The 16,961-nt window shown below is 63.8% G+C and carries 14 protein-coding genes and 1 pseudogene; 9 read left to right on the top strand and 6 right to left on the bottom strand.

Features of this window, described 5'->3' with window-relative positions:
- Window positions 1-821 precede the first annotated feature (821 nt).
- Together VKR55_RS15440 and VKR55_RS15435 are read left to right on the top strand one after the other, a co-directional pair.
- Window positions 822-2,228: an aspartate aminotransferase family protein gene (locus tag VKR55_RS15440; protein ID WP_324404770.1), complete on the top strand. Its 1,407-nt coding sequence runs from the start codon at window positions 822-824 to the stop codon at window positions 2,226-2,228.
- Between the two features lie 52 nt (window positions 2,229-2,280).
- Window positions 2,281-3,189: a polysaccharide deacetylase family protein gene (locus VKR55_RS15435; protein ID WP_324404769.1), complete on the top strand. Its 909-nt coding sequence runs from the start codon at window positions 2,281-2,283 to the stop codon at window positions 3,187-3,189.
- A gap of 281 nt (window positions 3,190-3,470) precedes the next feature.
- Here the strand turns inward: VKR55_RS15435 and VKR55_RS15430 are convergent, their stop codons facing one another.
- The 3 genes from VKR55_RS15430 to VKR55_RS15420 all read right to left on the bottom strand — a co-directional run bounded on the left by VKR55_RS15430 (window position 3,471) and on the right by VKR55_RS15420 (window position 5,882).
- Window positions 3,471-4,358 (bottom strand): MBL fold metallo-hydrolase, encoded by an 888-nt coding sequence (locus VKR55_RS15430; protein ID WP_324404768.1) that lies wholly within the window; start codon window positions 4,356-4,358, stop codon window positions 3,471-3,473.
- Between the two features lie 36 nt (window positions 4,359-4,394).
- On the bottom strand, window positions 4,395-5,186 hold the full coding sequence (locus VKR55_RS15425; RefSeq protein WP_324404767.1) for an alpha/beta fold hydrolase: 792 nt from the start codon (window positions 5,184-5,186) through the stop codon (window positions 4,395-4,397).
- A 111-nt stretch (window positions 5,187-5,297) separates the two neighbouring features.
- Window positions 5,298-5,882: a TetR/AcrR family transcriptional regulator gene (locus tag VKR55_RS15420; protein ID WP_324404766.1), complete on the bottom strand. Its 585-nt coding sequence runs from the start codon at window positions 5,880-5,882 to the stop codon at window positions 5,298-5,300.
- A 95-nt stretch (window positions 5,883-5,977) separates the two neighbouring features.
- On the opposite strand from VKR55_RS15420, the gene VKR55_RS15415 reads away from it, so the two are divergent.
- The 3 genes from VKR55_RS15415 to VKR55_RS15405 all read left to right on the top strand — a co-directional run bounded on the left by VKR55_RS15415 (window position 5,978) and on the right by VKR55_RS15405 (window position 9,496).
- Window positions 5,978-6,367 carry a nuclear transport factor 2 family protein gene (locus VKR55_RS15415; RefSeq protein ID WP_324404765.1) on the top strand — a complete coding sequence of 130 codons (390 nt, stop codon included), beginning with the start codon at window positions 5,978-5,980 and terminating at the stop codon, window positions 6,365-6,367.
- Between the two features lie 3 nt (window positions 6,368-6,370).
- The gene (locus VKR55_RS15410; protein WP_324404764.1) at window positions 6,371-6,835 is read left to right on the top strand and encodes a hypothetical protein; all 465 of its coding nucleotides are present in this window, start codon (window positions 6,371-6,373) and stop codon (window positions 6,833-6,835) included.
- Window positions 6,836-7,144: 309 nt separating this feature from the next.
- Entirely contained in the window at window positions 7,145-9,496 is a 2,352-nt protein-coding gene (locus tag VKR55_RS15405) for a mechanosensitive ion channel family protein (protein ID WP_324404763.1), read from the top strand.
- Window positions 9,497-9,616: 120 nt separating this feature from the next.
- Here VKR55_RS15405 and VKR55_RS15400 read toward each other — a convergent pair whose 3' ends face one another.
- The gene (locus tag VKR55_RS15400) at window positions 9,617-10,591 is read right to left on the bottom strand and encodes a DnaJ domain-containing protein (protein WP_324404762.1); all 975 of its coding nucleotides are present in this window, start codon (window positions 10,589-10,591) and stop codon (window positions 9,617-9,619) included.
- A 171-nt stretch (window positions 10,592-10,762) separates the two neighbouring features.
- On the bottom strand, window positions 10,763-11,137 hold the full coding sequence (locus VKR55_RS15395) for a hypothetical protein (protein WP_324404761.1): 375 nt from the start codon (window positions 11,135-11,137) through the stop codon (window positions 10,763-10,765).
- 249 nt (window positions 11,138-11,386) lie between these two features.
- Between VKR55_RS15395 and VKR55_RS15390 the strand changes: the two genes are divergently transcribed.
- From VKR55_RS15390 to VKR55_RS15375, 4 genes and pseudogenes are all read left to right on the top strand, one after another.
- Entirely contained in the window at window positions 11,387-13,084 is a 1,698-nt protein-coding gene (locus VKR55_RS15390) for an outer membrane protein (RefSeq protein WP_324404760.1), read from the top strand.
- A 239-nt stretch (window positions 13,085-13,323) separates the two neighbouring features.
- Window positions 13,324-13,581, top strand: a complete 258-nt coding sequence (locus VKR55_RS15385; protein WP_324404759.1) for a hypothetical protein — start codon at window positions 13,324-13,326, stop codon at window positions 13,579-13,581.
- 187 nt (window positions 13,582-13,768) lie between these two features.
- Window positions 13,769-14,644: a dihydrodipicolinate synthase family protein gene (locus tag VKR55_RS15380; RefSeq protein WP_324404758.1), complete on the top strand. Its 876-nt coding sequence runs from the start codon at window positions 13,769-13,771 to the stop codon at window positions 14,642-14,644.
- Window positions 14,645-14,745: 101 nt separating this feature from the next.
- Window positions 14,746-14,907, top strand: a pseudogene (locus tag VKR55_RS15375) (dihydrodipicolinate synthase family protein); the annotation flags it as partial.
- A 145-nt stretch (window positions 14,908-15,052) separates the two neighbouring features.
- Here the strand turns inward: VKR55_RS15375 and ftsH are convergent.
- Window positions 15,053-16,894 (bottom strand): ATP-dependent zinc metalloprotease FtsH, encoded by a 1,842-nt coding sequence (gene ftsH, locus VKR55_RS15370; RefSeq protein ID WP_324404757.1) that lies wholly within the window; start codon window positions 16,892-16,894, stop codon window positions 15,053-15,055.
- Window positions 16,895-16,961 lie beyond the last annotated feature (67 nt).

The raw sequence follows: 16,961 nt of genomic DNA, 5'->3' as shown, positions 1-16,961 counted from the left end.
GGGCCGACATAGTCTTCTATCCGCGCAGGAAGCAGGCAGACCTGGTCCCGGCTCTCGCCGCTCTTGAATGTGTGATTCGTCATAAACCGAATCGTACATCAATTGCCGGAAATGCCGAGTTCTTGCCCAGCCTCGACGGGCAAATTGACTTCGCTTTATCGGAAGCTATGTCAAGCCCGTTCATCAAAAATATTTCTCTTTATCAGAAGGGAAAATCAGTCCTATCTTCCGCCCCGTCCTGTACCCATCAGGGGCGTATCGCGATCGTCACGGACGTGGGGTGCGGGATGCGATGGACGCCTTGGCCGCGCGAGACGAACGCGGCTGGGGCGGACGGCGAAAACGTGTGGTCCTGGCACCCCGACGCTGGTGTCAAGTCTTGGGTGATGATCCCAAGGCGACGGAGGCTATCAAGCCCGGCACTCCGAGGAGAGCACGCCATAAGCCGTAAACCATTGCGCAGGGAATGCCGGACTGTTTCGGCTGCCCTGTTGTCGCTTGCGTGCGCTAAGTGCACTTTCCTTGCACGCAAGGCTCGCGGGTGCGGCCAGCATCCGGTATTCCCTGCGCCCTCTCCAATCGAGGGCGGACGTTTGCATGATCCGGGCGCGATCACGCCGCGGCAATGCGAGGCGCTGCCTTAAGTTCTTTTGCCAGAGGGGCTTTCCTGGGCGGTCTGGCAATAACTTGCTGCTTGGACCCGCACCCTTCTCTGCAGCGCACCATCCGGCCATGGGTCCAATGCATGATTTGTAATTGTCCTTCTCCCTGCGCTGTCCCAAGATCGCAACGCCCCACTGTCCGATACCCCGGAGATATCCATGGTCGCTCAACCCAATTCGCTCGCAGGCCGTGATGTCGCAACCGTCATCCACCCCTACACCAACCTTGAGCAGCACAAGACGGTCGGTCCGACCGTGATCGCGAGGGGTGAGGGCGTCTATGTCTACGACGATGGCGGCAAGAGATATCTGGAGGGGATGGCCGGCCTCTGGAGCACCTCGCTCGGTTTCAACGAGAAGCGGCTGGTGGAGGCGGCCGTTCGCCAGATGGAGAAGCTTCCGACCTACCACATCTTCAACGGCCGATCGAACGAGCCGATGATCGAACTTGCGGAAGCGCTGCTGAAGATCGCACCCAAGGGGCTTGGCAAGGTCCTGTTTGCGAATTCGGGTTCGGAAGCCAACGACCAGGCGGCCAAGATCGTCTGGTTCTACAACAACGCGATCGGCCGCCCGCGCAAAAAGAAGATCATCAGCCGCGTGCGCGCCTATCACGGCATCACCGTGTTTTCCGGAAGCCTGACGGGCCTGCCGCCCAACCACAATGATTTTGATCTGCCGGTGGGTGGCGTGCTCCGTACCGACTGTCCGAGCCACTATCTCTATGGCTTGCCCGGCGAGAGCGAGCGGGCCTTCGTCGATCGGCTGGTCGGCAATCTCGAACAGCTGATCATCCGGGAAGGACCTGACACCATTGCGGCGTTCATCGCCGAGCCGGTGAACGGCGCGGGCGGCGTGATCGTGCCGCCGCGCGATTACTTCCCGCGCGTGCAGGAAGTCCTGCGCCGCTATGACATCCTGTTCATCGCCGACGAGGTGATCACAGGCTTCGGCCGCACCGGAAACATGTTCGGCTGCGAGACCTTCGGCATTCAACCCGACATCATGACCGTGGCCAAGGCGCTGTCGTCCGCTTACTTGCCGATCTCGGCGACGATCATCAGCGAAAAGATTGCCGAGGCCATCACGGCGCATTCCGGCAAGCTCGGAAACTTCGCGCACGGCTTCACCTATGCCGGACACCCGGTGTCCGCGGCGGTGGCCCTCGAGACTTTGAAGATCTATGCCGAGCGGGACATCCTGAGCCACGTCAGGAAAGTCGGTCCCTATCTGCAGGAGAAGTTGCAAGGATTGGCCGGCCATCCGCTCGTCGGCGAAGCGCGTGGTGTCGGATTGATCGGTGCGGTTCACATCGTCGCCGACAAGGCAAGCCACGCAGCTCTGCCCCCTGCTGCCGGCATCGGTACCCTGATTCAGCAGAGCGCCATGGATCGCGGTCTTCTCATCCGCGCCGCCCCCGATGCGGTGTACGTCTGCCCGCCGCTGATCGTCACCAGGGCGGAGATCGACGAGATGATGAACGCGCTAGCGGCCGCGCTCGACGATGGGTATGCCGAAGCAATACGTCGCGGGCTCGTGGGAGGCGCCGTGAAGCAGGCGGTGTGAAGATTGCCGGCTGTTGACTGGCGAATCGTGATCGGACTCAGGAGAACCAGACATGACTGACGCGGAGGCGGGACGGACGCGGGACTTTCTGGGTTACGGCCGCCAGCCGCCCGATCCGCGCTGGCCGAATGGCGCGCATGTCGCCGTCAACTTCGTGATCAACTACGAGGAGGGGGGCGAGTATGCCGTGCCGGACGGCGATCCCGTGTCCGAGGCCGCGCTGACGGAGGGGGCGACCGCCGCCGTTGGCGGCCGCGACCTGGGGGCCGAAAGCATGTTCATGTACGGCAGCCGGGCCGGATTCTGGCGCCTGCACCGGATGTTCACCAGGCGAAACCTCCCTTGCACAGTGTTTGCCATCGCCCGTGCGCTCGAGCGGAATGGCGAAGCATCGGCAGCTATCCGCGAAGCAGGCTGGGATGTCGCCGGCCATGGCTTACGGTGGGAGATGCATGCCAATCTCGCCCCCGAGACGGAACGCGAGCACATTCGCCTTGCCACGGAGATCATTACCAAATGCATCGGCACCCGCCCCGAAGGTTGGTACTCGCGCTATGCCCCATCGCTGTCCACGCGTGTAATCCTGCTCGACGCGGGATACTCCTACGACAGTGACGCCTACGACGACGAGCTTCCATACTGGGTGAAGGTCGGCTCGCGCGACCAACTGGTGATTCCCTATTCGCTTGTGCACAACGACGTGCGCTTCAGCCGCCAAGGCATCACCACGGGCAGCGATTACTTTGACTACATCAGAGATGCCGTCCAATGCGTGATCGACGAGGATCCGCCGCGGATGCTCAGTTTCGGACTTCACAACCGGATCATTGGGCATCCAGGTCGCGCCTTTGGACTGGCAAAAGCCCTTGATTGGCTCGCAAGCAATCCCAAGGTGTGGCTCACGCGACGAGTCGACATCGCGGCGCACTGGCGCAGATGGCACTCATCACGCGCGGCCTAGTGGTCGCTTTGGTTTGTCTTGAACTTCCATATGCCATATCCAAAGCGGTCACGCGCAGTTCGGTTTCTTCAGACGATCATGATGAGGTCGCATCGCCGCCACACGCTGCGCAATTTTGATTGCGATACTTTGCCGGTGGATGGACGCGACGGATGTACTCGCGGCCATGACGAAAGCCCCCGGTGCGACAACACCGGGGGCTTTTGCGTCCGCATCGCTTTGAGACGAACGACGGTTCCGCCATTGTGATATGGCCGCACCTTTTTCAACATTAACCCGCCTCAGCTCGCCTCCAGCGCGTGCATCCAGGGCTCGCCATAGAGCTCATAGGCGCCGCCTCGCCGCTTCAGCCGCGAGAATGACGGGAAGTGCAGGTGCATGCCGGCGATGAGGACGCCGTCGGCGGAGACGCGATCGAACATGCGCTTGCGCGCGGCTGCCGCCGCGGCGAGATCGGTGTCGAACGCCATGCCGGCTTCGGGGATCGCGGTCTGCACTTCCGGCACGTGCACGGTGTCGCCCCAGATCATGAGCTGATCGTTGCCGGAGGCGACGAGATAGGCGGTGTGGCCCGGCGTATGTCCGACGCTCGGGATCGCGGTGACGCCCGGAAACACTTCGCCGCCCGTGAACAGCCGCGTTCGGTCCTTGTAGGGTAAGACCTGCTCGCGGCCGGCCTGAAAATAGAGCTTCCTTGACCGCTCGTCGGCCTTCGCCATCGCGCCGTCGTCGAACCAGTGTTTCGGCTCGTTCTCGTGCATGACAAGCTCGGCGTTTGGAAACAGGCGCTGGCCGTTCGACATGTCGGTGAGGCCGGCGGAATGATCCGGATGCATATGGGTGAGGAGCACGGTATCGATCGACTTCGGGTCGATGCCGGCCCTCGCGAGGTTGGCCTGAACGATGCCGGCGGTCGGCAGCAGATAGTTGCCGGACCCGGTGTCGACGATCGCGAGCCGCCCCTTCGAATAGATCAGGAAGGCGTTGACGCTGGTTCGGCGTGCGGGGCGAAAGGCTTCCCGCAGGATGCGATGCGCCGCGTCGAGATCGACATTGCGCATCACGTCGAGGTTGCCGTCGAGATAGCCGTCGCTGACCGCGGTGACGACGATCTCGCCAATCTTGCGATGATAGATGCCGGGAATTTGCTGCGCGGGCTGAGAAGTCATGAAGGGACCTTTGTCACGGGTGAGGTGAAGGTGAGATCAGGCGTCGACCGAGCGCAGGAAGGCGTCGATGCGGCTGAACAGGAGGTCAGGGGTCTGCGCGGCCATGTAGTGGCCGGTGCGAAGCTCGTCATAGGTGGCGCCGGGGATCATATCGGCCACGGCCTTCGCGATCGCCGGCGGCCGGGTGCGATCGAAGAGAGCGCCGATCACGAGCACGGGGCAGCGCAATGTCGTCAATTCACCCTTCATCTCGGTCGCGGCCAGCATGCGATAGATAGCGGCATAGCTTGCGGGATCGTTGCCGAGCCAGCGCGCGCGATATTGCCTGAACCGCTTGATGTCGCCGCGAAGCTCGTCGGGATAACCGTTCCGCATCGAGTCCTCGGCGGCGAACGCCATGCCGGCGGCTTCGAGCCTGGCGACACGTTCGAGCACCGCGGCACGGCGATCCGCCTCGATACCGGTGGCGGGGCTGCCGACGGCAACGGCGCTGGTGCGCGCGCTGTGGCGCGCTGCGAAATGCAGCGCAATCGCGCCGCCCACGGCGACGCCGGCGAGCGCCACCTTTCCTGCAATGCCGACGTGCTCGAGGAGTGCGGCGATATCGTCGGCCATGGTGTCGATGGAAAGCGCGCCGCGCACCTTTTGCGACAGGCCCGCGCCGCGGCAATCGTAGCGCAGCACGCGGCGGGATTCGGCAAACCGGCTGCCAGCCTCCTCCCAGCTTTCGAGCGAGCCGCCCATTTCGTGCACCAATACCAGCGTGCGCTCGCCCTTGCCCTCAATCGCGTAGCGCAGCCCGGCGCCGTTGATCTCAGCAAATTCCATGCAGTGCTTCCTTAAAATCGCGTCTTGGTGCGCTTGGCATCTGACGATAGGCGCGCGTTCAGCACAACGGCGGGCGCCGCAAGGCGATGCGGCATTTTTGCCGAAGCGCGCTTATTTCAGACGCAACGCATCGAGCAGCGCCTGGAAGGCGCGGGCATAATCCGCGCCTGCTTTTTGCAGATCGCGGCCGGAGCAGGCGACCGCGGCTTCGGTCACGGCGCCGAGAAGGAGACGCGCCAACGGCTCGATCGGCTGCCGCGCGATCAGACCCTGATTCATGGCGCGCTCGAGCGCGGCCGGGAAGCGTCCGCCAAAATGGCGATTGTCGATCTCGCGCCAACGCTCCCAGCCGAGCACCGCCGGCCCGTCATGCAGCACGATCTGGCCGGTCCGATCGTTCGCGCACGCATCGAAATAGGCCTGTGTGCCCTTTGCCATCGCGGCGAGCGCGTCCTTTTCCGACCGCGCCACGCGATCGACCTCGGCGAGCAGCTCCTCGGAGACCTGCTCGAATACGGCCTCGAACAGCGCCTCCTTGGTCGCGAAGTGGTGGTAGACCGCGCCCTTGGCGACCCGGGCCTGGGCCGCGACGTCATCCATCGTGGTCGCCGCAAAGCCACGATCGCCGAACAGGCGGTGCGCCGCCTTGATGATCGCGCTGCGCGTCGTCTGCCGCCGTTCCTGCTGGGTCGCCATCGGGACATTGTAGCGGGGAACAAAATCTTCGCAATTGACTTTCCGACCTTAAGTCGGTAAATACCGACTATCAGTCGGTAAACAGGAGTGCCCAAATGCCTTCAATGGAAACGCTGCGCGCCTTCGCCGCCACCGTCGAGGCCAATGATCATGTCGGCGCGATCGAGCGCTTCTACGCGCCCGACGCGTCAACCCGCGAGAACGAGAATCCGCCGATCTCGGGCCGCGACGTGCTGGCGGCAAAGGAACGCGCCACGCTTGCGCGGGTAGCGAGCGTGAAGACAACGCGGATCGGACCGCTGTTGCTCGATGGCGATCGTTCCGCGATCCGCTGGCGCTTCGAGTTCACCGCGAAAGACGGATCGGTCCGCGCGATGGAGGAGGTGGCCTGGCAGACCTGGCGCGGCGAACAACTCATCGAGGAGCACTTCTTCTACGATCCGGCCATGATACACAAAGTACGCACCGCCGTTGCTGCCGAGTAGCGCATGCTGTCAGGCGCGGCTCGAAGAGGGTTCGCCAGCATCGCCGCGGGGCTTGTGGCGGGAACCACCAATCTCATCGCCGCAGGCATGATCTTCGGCGGAACTCTCACCCATGGCTTGCAGTCGATCGCGTCCGGCCTCATCGGCGAACGCGCGTTCAGCGGCGGAGCGCCGACTGCGGTGCTCGGCGTCTGCCTGCACTACGCCATCTCGATCATCGCTGCAGCCATCTACGGAGAAGCTGCGGCCGGGAACAAATTGCTGCGAGAGCGCTGGCTCGTCGGCGGCACGGTGTTCGGCGTCATCGCTTATGCGGTCATGAATCTCGTCGTGGTGCCCTTGTCCCACGCCGCCAATCCGGATTTCTCCCTCGCTGTGGTCGTCAAGGAGCTGTTGGCCCATGCGATCATGTTCGGCATCCCGATCGCCGGCATCGTCGTCGGACTGTCGCGGTCGCAGCACAAGTAACATTTTTTGAATCCGCCGTGGTCTGGCGGCCTGGGCGATCCGCCCCAACATGTGGCCAACAGCGGCGACTGGCGAGGCGGCTTATTTCGCAAGCCAGGCGCTGTCGCAGCTTTCGACGCCGCGACACCTCAGTGACGCGGCATACGAATCATCGCCACGGCCATTGCCAGGGCCATTGCCAAGACATTGCCGTTCGATTGGCAAACTTCCGACACACGATCGCGGAGAAAGGGGCGGCCCCGGCAGGACGCAAGTGAGAACAGATCGAGACCGGTTTGCTCTCGCGCAACGAACAAGAATGAGGTCTTCGTGTCGCAAAAACTCTTTGCCTTGGTTCTGTTTGCCGCGGCGCTGTTTGCGCTTCCCGCTTTCGCCCAGACCGCAGCCGCGCCGTCTGCTCCTGCCGCGGAAAAGACCGATGCATTGACGCCGGCGCAGGCGAGGCGTGCCCTGGAGACGCTGCAGGACGACACCAAACGCGCGCAGATGATCGATACGCTGCGCGCGATTGCCAAGGCCTCGCCGCAACAGCAAAACCCGGCGCCGGCCGCGCCACCCGCAAAGCCCCACATTCCGCTCGCGGCGGACAGTCTCGGCGCGCAATTGCTGCTGACGGTGTCCGAGCAGGTCCACGATATCTCAAGCGAGATCGCAGACGTGGCGCGGTCGCTGACGCATTTCAAGGCGTTCTACTACTGGTTCCTGCGCACGGCCAACGACCCCTACGCCTATCATCAGCTGTTCGACACCGCCTGGAAGCTGGCGCTGGTGTTCGGTTGCGCCTTCATCGCGGAATGGCTGATCTTCCGCCTGATCAGGCGTCCGGTTGCGCTCCTGGAAGCACGCTTGCCGCAGTCGGCAAAGGCGCCTCAGGCCTCGATCGTGATGGCCGATCCGCCATCGTCCATTGCTGACGTCATCGCCGAGCCGGAGCGGCATCGACGGCGGCTGTCGCTGACGCGTGCCTGGCAATCGCTGGTGCGGTTGCCCTTCGTGCTCGGGCATCTCCTGCTCGAGCTGCTCCCGGTGCTCGTCTTCATCGGTGTTGCCACGGCACTACTCGGCACCGAGATTGGCGATCTTGCGACCACGCGGCTTGTCATCCTCGCGGTGGTGAACGCTTATGCGTTCTCGCGCGTGCTGATCTGTGCGGTGCGCGCGCTCGCCGGACCGTTCGGCCTGTTCCGCGTTCGCGCCGAGACCGCCGCCTATATCGAGATCTGGGCGCGGCGCATTCTCGCCGTCGGCGTCTCCGGCATCGCCTTCGCAAATGTGGCGCTGCTGCTCGGTCTGCACTACGGCGGCTATCTGACGGTGCTGCGTCTGGTGATGCTTGTAGTGCATCTCTTCATCGTCGTCATTATCCTGCAGTGCCGCAAGCAAGTTGCCGAGCTCATCCGCGCGCCGGCCAACCGCACGGGACTGGCCGCTCGCTTGCGCAACCGCGCCGCCGGGCTCTGGCACTATCTCGCCATCGCCGTCGATCTCGCGCTTTGGGCGGTGTGGGCGCTGAACATCCACAACGGCTATTCGCTGCTGTTGCAATATTTCGTCGCCACCATCGTCGTAGCGCTGGTCACGCGCCTGGCGACCATCGTCGCACTGGGCCTGATCGATCGCGGCTTTTCCATCAAGCCGGAGATCCTGCAGCGCTTTCCCGGCCTCGAAGCCCGCGCCAACCGTTATCTGCCGCTGCTCCGCAGGATCGTCGCTTCCGTGATCGCCTTCATCGGCTTCGTCGCCATGCTCGAGGTCTGGGGCGTCGACGCCATCGTCTGGTTCTATGGTGGCGAGATCGGGAGCCGGCTCTTGTCGGCCGTGGTAACGATCGGCATCGCTGCCGCCGCGGCGGCGGCGATCTGGGAAGCCAGCAACGCGCTGCTCGACCGCCAGGTCAACTTGCTCACGCGCGAAGGCCATTATGCGCGCGCGGCTCGCTTGCGCACCTTCCAGCCGATGCTGCGGACGGCACTGCTCTGCGTGATCATCGCGGTGGTCGGCCTGACGGCGCTGAGCGAGATCGGCGTCAACGTGGCGCCGCTGCTCGCAGGCGCCGGCATCGTCGGCATCGCGATCGGCTTCGGCTCGCAGAAGCTGGTGCAGGACCTGATCACCGGACTGTTCCTGCTCCTGGAAAACACCGTCCAGGTCGGCGATGTCGTCAGCGTGTCGGGACTGACGGGGACGGTCGAGAACGTCTCGATCCGCACCCTTCGCCTGCGCGCCGGCGACGGCTCGCTGCATATCGTTCCCTTCAGCGCGGTGACGACCATCACCAATGCGAGCCGCGGCGAGGGCAACGCCGCCGTCAGCGTCAACGTGGCCTACAAGGAGGACACCGACCGCGTCGGTCAGATCCTCAAGGACATCGTCGCCGAAATGCGCCGCGAGGCGGAATATCGCCACGTGATCCGCGGCGATCTCGAATTGTGGGGCGTCGACAAGGTGGACGGTTCGATGGCGTCGATCGTCGGTCAGATCCGCTGCACGGATTCTGGCCGCTGGCCGGTGCAACGCGAATTCAACCGCCGCATGAAGCGGCGCTTCCAGGAAAGCGATATCGAGGTCGCGCCAACGTCGCAGAAGATCTTGTTGCAGATCCCGGCGCCGGATTCTGCTGAAGCGTCTTCGAACGCAGCGCCGCGCCGGGCTACGGGCTAGCGTGGCGAACTTTGGTTGATTGAATCAGTTTGCAGCGAACTCCGTCACCTCTCCCTATGGGAGAGGTGAACCTCCGATGCTGTTTCTGGACCAACCTATCGCGCTTTGTCGCGGCGCAAGCTACGGTGTGGTTGCCGCCAGCTTTGCGGTGCGTCGCGGGAAGAACGGGAAGCCGAACGTTGCCGTTGCCGACGGCGACTTGGGCTTCTTCGCCGCGGCTTTGGCGGTCTTCGCCTTCTCCAGCCGCCTGGCCTGCGCGATGTCGGCAAAGGCGCGCTCGAACTTCCTCAGCCGATAGAGCACGATGCTGCGGTCGACATAGGCGGCGGAAAATTTCGGATCGAGCAGGATGGCGCGGTCGAACTGGGCGACCGCGCCGCCGAGATCGCCGCTGCGATAGGCGAAGATGCCGCGCTCGCGATAGACCTTGGCGTCGCCGGGCGCGATCTCGAGCGGCGGGCCGACTTTCGCGGCTGCTGGTGTCTCCGGCTCGACTCGTGGGGTGACTGCGACCGGCACGACCGTAATCGGCGTGACGGCAATCGGCACGATCGCGTCGGTCGCAGCACTTGCCGTTTCGGTTTTCGGCGCTGGCGGCGGCTCGGCTGAAGCCGTCTCCACGTCCGCGGGCGTGGCTTCGGCCTTCGCATCGACGACCGGCGCCGGCTGCGCCTTTGCCGTTGTTGTCGGAACGCTTATAAAATCGCCCGGCTGGACGAAGGCGATGTCCGCGACATGCTTCAGCGCGCTGGAAAACCGCGGCGAAGACTTGGAAGCGACGTAGCCGCCAAGGCCGAGGCCGGTTGCCACGACCAGCGCGATGACGCTGGTGGCCGCCTTGTGCATCGCCTTGGCGGTAGCTTCCTGCTTCCGCTCCTTGTGAGCGAGGTCGAGCAGATGGTCATAGGCCGCGCGCTGTTCCTCATCGGCGAGGATTTCGTTGGCGCGCACGATCTCCCTGAACTTCTGTCCAGCGTCGGGATCGCTTGGATTGAGATCGGGATGAGCTCCCTTGGCGGCACGACGGAATGCGGCCCTGAGCTCATCTGCGTCGTCGCGCGGCAGCGCGCCGAGCAAATCGTACAGCGTCTCCATCGTCGAAACTCGCGACTACTCTACCGTTACAAATCTCCTCAAACCCCCGCCGCGATTTGAGTGGAGAACCAGGCGCTGATGGCGTGGATAGTCGCCGTTCGAGGCGGCGAAAAGATGACTGAATTGTGCACGTTGGCGGCCACGACGTGTGCGGGAACGGCCCTTTGTGCATCACTGGCGCCGCGCCATCCCGGCGTCGCATCTGAGAGCGAGCTGGAGCAGGCGGAGCCGCCCGCGAACTGCCTTTTCGGCACGCTGGTAGCATTGCCGTTCATATTCGATCTTGAGGCGCGCCCATTGATCGGGATCGAGCGTCTTCAGATCCAGCCGCCCGAACTTGCAATCGGGCGCGGATTGCGGCGTGAGCAGGGCAGGATCGGGCCGGCAAATCGGGCTTTCCTGCATTTCCGTGTGGGAATGGGCCACCGCCGCCTGCGCGGCCTCCGGTGCCGGCGCAGGCGCGCATCCATCGAGCGCGGCAAGCACGGAAAACGCGGCCGCAAGGCGGCGCGCGATCCGCGAAGCTGTCGCAACATGATCCGGCATCGTCTGGTCGGCCCCAACTTGCTCACGCACATTGGCGCTTGGGCCGCCGACCAAGCGGGGCAATCATGAACGCAAAGTGTGAATCGAATTTTAAGAATTAAGGTTAACGCAACCTCACCGGGCCGAGGCCGGCATGGCAAATGCCGGCTTAAAAATCATGGTTAGCCAAACCTCACCGCTCAGCCTTTCTTAAGCTTTTCCGCCGATCTTGGTTAACGGTTCGTACCGGTAACAAGCTCGGGTCGTGTCGTGAAAAAGGTTGTTACGGCGGCTTTCGCGCTCGCTGTCGGTTCGTCTTTCGCCCATGCGGCGGACATGCCGATGGTGCCGCCGGTGCCCATTGTGGTGTGGTCCTGGACCGGGCTTTACGTCGGCGGCCATGTCGGCGCCGGGTTTGGCTCGGCGCAGCTCACCGATCCCGCGGGTGCGCCGATCTTCGGCAACACGATTCGCAGCCCCGCCGTGCTTGGCGGCTTGCAGGTCGGCTATAATTGGCAGATTCCGAATACGGCTTTTGTCGTCGGGGCCGAGGCGGATGCCAGCGCCATGGGCGCCGACGGCTCGGCGACCTGCCTTGCGTCGTCGCCCAATCTCATTCCCGCGAATTGCCGCGTTCGGCCGGAGGCCATGGGCAGCATGACGGGGCGCCTGGGCTTTGCGACAGGTCCTCACGGACGCGACCTGTTCTATGTCAAGGGCGGTCTGGCTTGGCTCAATGACCGCGTCGACATCACGACCAATGGACTGATCACGCCTCTGGTGACGAGCTTCGACGGCCTGCGCTGGGGATGGACCGTTGGCGCCGGCATCGATCGCGCGTTGACACCGGCCTGGTCGCTGCGGCTGGAATATGACTATGCGAAGTTTGGCAACCTCAACATGGCGACGCCCGCGAGCCTGTTTGAGACACTCCCGCCGTTCGTTCTCAGCTATGTGCAAACGCCCGGCGGCAATGCGAGCATCAGCCAGAACATGCAGACCGTCAAAGTCGGCCTGAACTACAAGATCGGCGAGGACATGTATGCGCGCTGGGAGCCGGCAGCGGCCGACTATCATCTGAAGGGCGCCTATATCCCCGACTCCGAGATCGAGGTCGGCGGGCGCGTCTGGTATTCATCCGGACGCTTCCAGAAGGACCTTGGCGGCTTTGATCCGACGACGCCGAACCTCCTGGTCTCGCGCCTCACCTACAACTCGACGGCGGCGACCGGCGAAGTATTCGGCCGTATCGATACCGCCTCGAATATCTTCGTCAAGGGTTTTGCCGGCGGCGGAACGATCCTGTCGGGCAATCAGCATGATGAGGACTTTGCGCTTTCCTTCCCCAATGCTCCCGCCATCAACATTCCCTATTCCAATACGCTCGCGACGACCAAGGGCGATCTCGCCTACGGCACGTTCGATGCCGGTTATTCGCTGTTCCGCGGACCGAGCGCCAATGTCGGCGGCTTTGTCGGCTTCAACTATTATCGCGAGAACAAGTCGGCCTATGGCTGCACGCAGATCGCCAATAGCTTCTCCGATTGCTCTCCGGCACTTCCTTCCACTCTGCTGGGGATCACCGAGGACGACAAATGGTATTCGTTCCGGCTCGGCGTCAACGGCGTGGTGACGGTGTGGGATCGGCTCAAGCTCACCGCGGATGCCGCCTATCTGCCCTTCGTGGCCTTCCGCGGCACCGACAACCATCTGCTGCGGACCGAAATGAGCAACACGATTTCGCCGGAGACCGGCGGCGGGCAGGGCGTGCAGCTCGAAGCGATCCTGTCCTATGCCTTCGCCAACGGCTTCAATGTCGGCGCGGGCGGCCGTTACTGGGCGATGTGGGCGCCCGGCGCGACCACAGATGCCTTCAGCCAGGGCTGCCCATGCCAGACGCTGCCGGTGCGCACCGAGCGCTATGGCGGCTTCGTGCAGGCTTCCTACAAGCTCGACGGGCTGAAGTAACGCTTCCGGCGCGCGAGGCGCGTATCTCGCGCGTCGCTCCACCGAGCATTCCTGTCCTGAACGTGAGGCGCAAGACGAGGGTGTCGCAACGGCTCGCGTCACGGGTTCGGCTGCGCTGCGCCCAAGTGTGACGTCCGGCACATATCCGGCTCCTCCACATACGTAGCCTCTCGATGACGGATCGATCACTCACCATCCGTGACGCTCCCTGACGGGACCCCGAAGGAAAGGATGCCATCATGAAGAAGCTTGTTTTGACGATTGCTGCCGTCGCGGCGCTGGCCACTGCCGCCAGCGCCCCCGCTGAAGCCCATGGCCTGCGGCTGCATCATGGTGCCGGCACTGCTGCCGCCGTTGCAGTGGCTGCGACCGCTGCGGCCGTTGCCGCCGGTGCCTATGGCTATGGCTATGGATATGGTCCTTATGACTACGGCTACGGTGCTCCCGTCGTTTACGGTGCGCCGGTCGTCGCCGTCCCCCATCGCTACGCCTGGTGATCGCCTCCGGCGATGATCGGGAGATGGTCCGCGGCTCCCGGCGCCGCGGGCCATCTGCTTTTGTGAGATCGCCTGGCGCATGATCCGGAAAAGTGTGTAGCGGTTTTCCGAGAAGATCATGCGCAAATAAAAAGCAGCTCGGCATAGCTTGCAGGAGCCTGTGTGAGCCCGCTATATCAGCGCCGTCATGTCCGACTTCCACGGCGTCTTTCCCTATCTCGTTTCCCCCATCGATTCGTCCGGCCGGATCCGCGAGAGCGTGCTGGCGCGGCTCTGCGACGATCTCATCAAGTCCGGCGTGCACGGGTTGACGCCGCTCGGCTCGACCGGCGAGTTCGCCTATCTCAATAGCGAGCAGCGCTCGGCGATCGTGCGCACCGCGATCGAGGCTACGCAAAAGCGCGTGCCGGTGGTCGCCGGCGTGGTCTCGACATCGACGGCGGATGCGGTTGCGCAGGCGCGCGCGTATCAAAAGCTTGGCGCCGACGGCATTCTCGCGATCCTGGAGGCTTATTTCCCGCTCGCCGACGCGCAGGTCGAGGCTTACTTCCGCGCCATTGCGGATGCCGTCGACATTCCCGTCGTGATCTACACCAATCCGCAGTTCCAGCGTTCGGATCTCTCCCTGGACGTGATCGCGCGGCTCGCGCGCCATCCGCGCATTGGCTACATCAAGGATGCCTCGACCAACACCGGCCGGCTGCTCTCGATCCTCAACGCCAGCGGCGATGACATCAAGGTGTTCTCCGCCTCGGCGCACATTCCCGCCGCCGTGATGCTGATTGGCGGCGTGGGCTGGATGGCAGGGCCTGCCTGCATCATCCCGAAACAGAGCGTTGCGCTCTATAACCTCTGCCGCCGCCAGCGCTGGGACGAGGCGATGGTGCTGCAACGAAAGCTCTGGCGCATCAACGAGGCCTTCGCCCGCTTCAACCTCGCCGCCTGCATCAAGGCTGGGCTTGCGATCCAAGGGTACGACGTCGGCGATCCCGTCCCGCCGCAGGCCGCGCTGACGGCGGAGCAGCGCAAGGTTGTGGAGCAAGCGCTGCGCGAAGTGGAGTGAGGCCTTCGTAGGGTGGGCAAAAGGCGCGCACGCGCCGTGCCCACCTCCTGCGATCTCTGCTCTAGATGGTGGGCACGCTTCGCTTTGCCCACCCTACACACTGGCGCATCAACGAGGCCTTCGCCCGCTTCAACCTCGCCGCCTGCATCAAGGCTGGGCTTGCGATCCAGGGCTACGACGTCGGCGATCCCGTCCCGCCGCAGGCCGCGCTGACAGCGGAGCAGCGGAAGGTGGTGGAAGATGCGCTGCGGGAAGTGGAGTGAGGCCTTCGTAGGATGGGCAAAAGGCGCGCACACGCCGTGCCCACCTCCCGCGATCTCTGCTCTAGATGGTGGGCACGCTTCGCTTTGCCCACCCTACACACTCACCTCAACCCTCTTCCCGCAAGAACGGGGAGAGGAGAGCACTTCACACCGCCCGCAAACCCTCCTTCGGCGTATCCTTGACGAGGGCGGCGAGATCGCTTTGCTCCAGCGTTTCCTTTTCCAGGAGCGTTCGTGCCGCGCGGTCGAGGATCGAACGCCGCGCCTTCAACAGACCCTGAGCGCGCTCGAACACGGAATCGATGAGCTTGCGGACTTCGTGATCAACAGTGGCCGCGGTCTCGTCGGCATAGTCGCGTTCATGGAACGGTGAGCGCGGCTCGCCGGGAATGAAGCTGCTGGGCTCGCGGTCATAGGCGACGCTGCCGAGCTTGTCCGACATGCCGTACCGCGTCACCATGCTGCGCGCGATGTCCGTCACCTTCCGGAGATCGTCGGCGGCGCCCGTGGAGAGATGCCCGAACACGATCAACTCGGCGGCGCGGCCGCCAAGCAGCACCGCCATCTTGTTCTCGAGCTCCTCCTTGGTCATCAGGAAGCGGTCTTCCGTCGGGCGCTGAATGGTGTATCCGAGCGCGCCGACGCCGCGCGGAATGATCGACACCTTGTGCACGGGATCGGCGCCGGGCAGCGCCAGCGCGATCAGGGCATGGCCCATCTCATGATAGGCGACGATCTCGCGCTCCTTCGGATTGAGCAGGCGGTTGCGTTTCTCGAGTCCGGCCACCATCCGCTCGACCGCGTTGTTGAAGTCGGAAAGCGTCACCGCATCGCCGCCGCGGCGGGTCGCGAGCAGCGCCGCCTCGTTGACGAGATTGGCGAGGTCCGCTCCCGTAAAGCCCGGCGTCAGTCCGGCGACGACCTCCTGGTCCACATCGCGTGCGAGGTGGATCTTCCTCATGTGAACGCGGAGAATGTCGGCACGTCCCTTCTTGTCCGGCCGGTCCACCAGAACCTGCCGGTCGAAGCGCCCGGCGCGCAGCAGCGCGGGATCGAGAATTTCGGGCCGGTTGGTGGCGGCAATGATGACGAGACCGGTGCGCGAGTCGAAGCCGTCCAGCTCGACCAGAAGCTGGTTCAGCGTCTGCTCCTTCTCGTCATGGCCGCCCCCAAAAGGGCCACCGATCCCGCGCGCCCGACCGAGCGCGTCGAGTTCGTCGATGAAGATGATGGCCGGCGCCTTCTGGCTCGCCTGCTGGAACAGGTCGCGCACGCGCGCCGCGCCTACGCCTACGAACATTTCGACAAATTCGGAGCCCGAAATCGAGAAGAACGGCACCTTGGCTTCGCCGGCGACCGCCTTTGCCAGCAGCGTCTTGCCTGTGCCCGGCGGTCCGATCAGCAACACGCCCTTCGGCATGCGTCCGCCGAGCCGACCATAGTCGGTGGGGTTTTTCAGGAAATCGACGATCTCGCGCAGCTCGTCCTTGGCTTCATCGACACCGGCGACGTCCGCGAACGTCACGCCGGTGTCGGCCTCGACATAGATCTTGGCCTTGCTCTTGCCGATCGACATCAGCCCGCCGCCGCCAAGGCCCTGCCCTTGCGCAAAGCGTCTGCCGATGTACCACCAGATGCCAAAGAAGAGCAGCACGGGCATGAACCAGGACAGCAGCTCCGGCAGCAATTGGCTCTCGACCTGGCCGGTATAACGGACGCCATGTTTCTGCAGCTCGCCGGCGATGTCCGGATCGACCCGTGTCGTAACGAACTGCTTCTGCCCGCCCGGCAGCGGCTCCTTCAGCGTGCCCTGCAGGAAGCGATCGGAGACGGCGACGCTTTCGATCTTGTTTTGCTGGAGCAGTTGTTGGAATTGGCTATAGGGAATCGTCGCGACCTGGTGGAAGGTCATGAAAACGTACTGGATCAGCAGCACGGCAAAGACCGCCGCGACGGCAAACCCGACATTGAAGTTTGTCCTGTTCATCCTGAGAACTCCCTTCGAGACCCTTTGCGTCGCTGCTCTTGTCGAAGGCGGCGGGAGTGCTGGCTGC

The organism is Bradyrhizobium sp. (genome assembly GCF_035309285.1).
Lineage (GTDB): Bacteria > Pseudomonadota > Alphaproteobacteria > Rhizobiales > Xanthobacteraceae > Bradyrhizobium.
This window is presented reverse-complemented; position numbering and strand designations above follow the sequence as displayed.

Coding starts and splice junctions, on each gene's coding strand:
- VKR55_RS15430 (WP_324404768.1), bottom strand. CDS start 4,358: ATGACTTCTCAGCCCGCGCAGCAAATTCCCGGCATCTATCATCGCAAG.
- VKR55_RS15415 (WP_324404765.1), top strand. CDS start 5,978: ATGCCTTCAATGGAAACGCTGCGCGCCTTCGCCGCCACCGTCGAGGCC.
- ftsH (WP_324404757.1), bottom strand. CDS start 16,894: ATGAACAGGACAAACTTCAATGTCGGGTTTGCCGTCGCGGCGGTCTTT.
- VKR55_RS15435 (WP_324404769.1), top strand. CDS start 2,281: ATGACTGACGCGGAGGCGGGACGGACGCGGGACTTTCTGGGTTACGGC.
- VKR55_RS15425 (WP_324404767.1), bottom strand. CDS start 5,186: ATGGAATTTGCTGAGATCAACGGCGCCGGGCTGCGCTACGCGATTGAG.
- VKR55_RS15380 (WP_324404758.1), top strand. CDS start 13,769: ATGTCCGACTTCCACGGCGTCTTTCCCTATCTCGTTTCCCCCATCGAT.
- VKR55_RS15400 (WP_324404762.1), bottom strand. CDS start 10,591: ATGGAGACGCTGTACGATTTGCTCGGCGCGCTGCCGCGCGACGACGCA.
- VKR55_RS15440 (WP_324404770.1), top strand. CDS start 822: ATGGTCGCTCAACCCAATTCGCTCGCAGGCCGTGATGTCGCAACCGTC.
- VKR55_RS15385 (WP_324404759.1), top strand. CDS start 13,324: ATGAAGAAGCTTGTTTTGACGATTGCTGCCGTCGCGGCGCTGGCCACT.
- VKR55_RS15395 (WP_324404761.1), bottom strand. CDS start 11,137: ATGCCGGATCATGTTGCGACAGCTTCGCGGATCGCGCGCCGCCTTGCG.
- VKR55_RS15410 (WP_324404764.1), top strand. CDS start 6,371: ATGCTGTCAGGCGCGGCTCGAAGAGGGTTCGCCAGCATCGCCGCGGGG.
- VKR55_RS15420 (WP_324404766.1), bottom strand. CDS start 5,882: ATGGCGACCCAGCAGGAACGGCGGCAGACGACGCGCAGCGCGATCATC.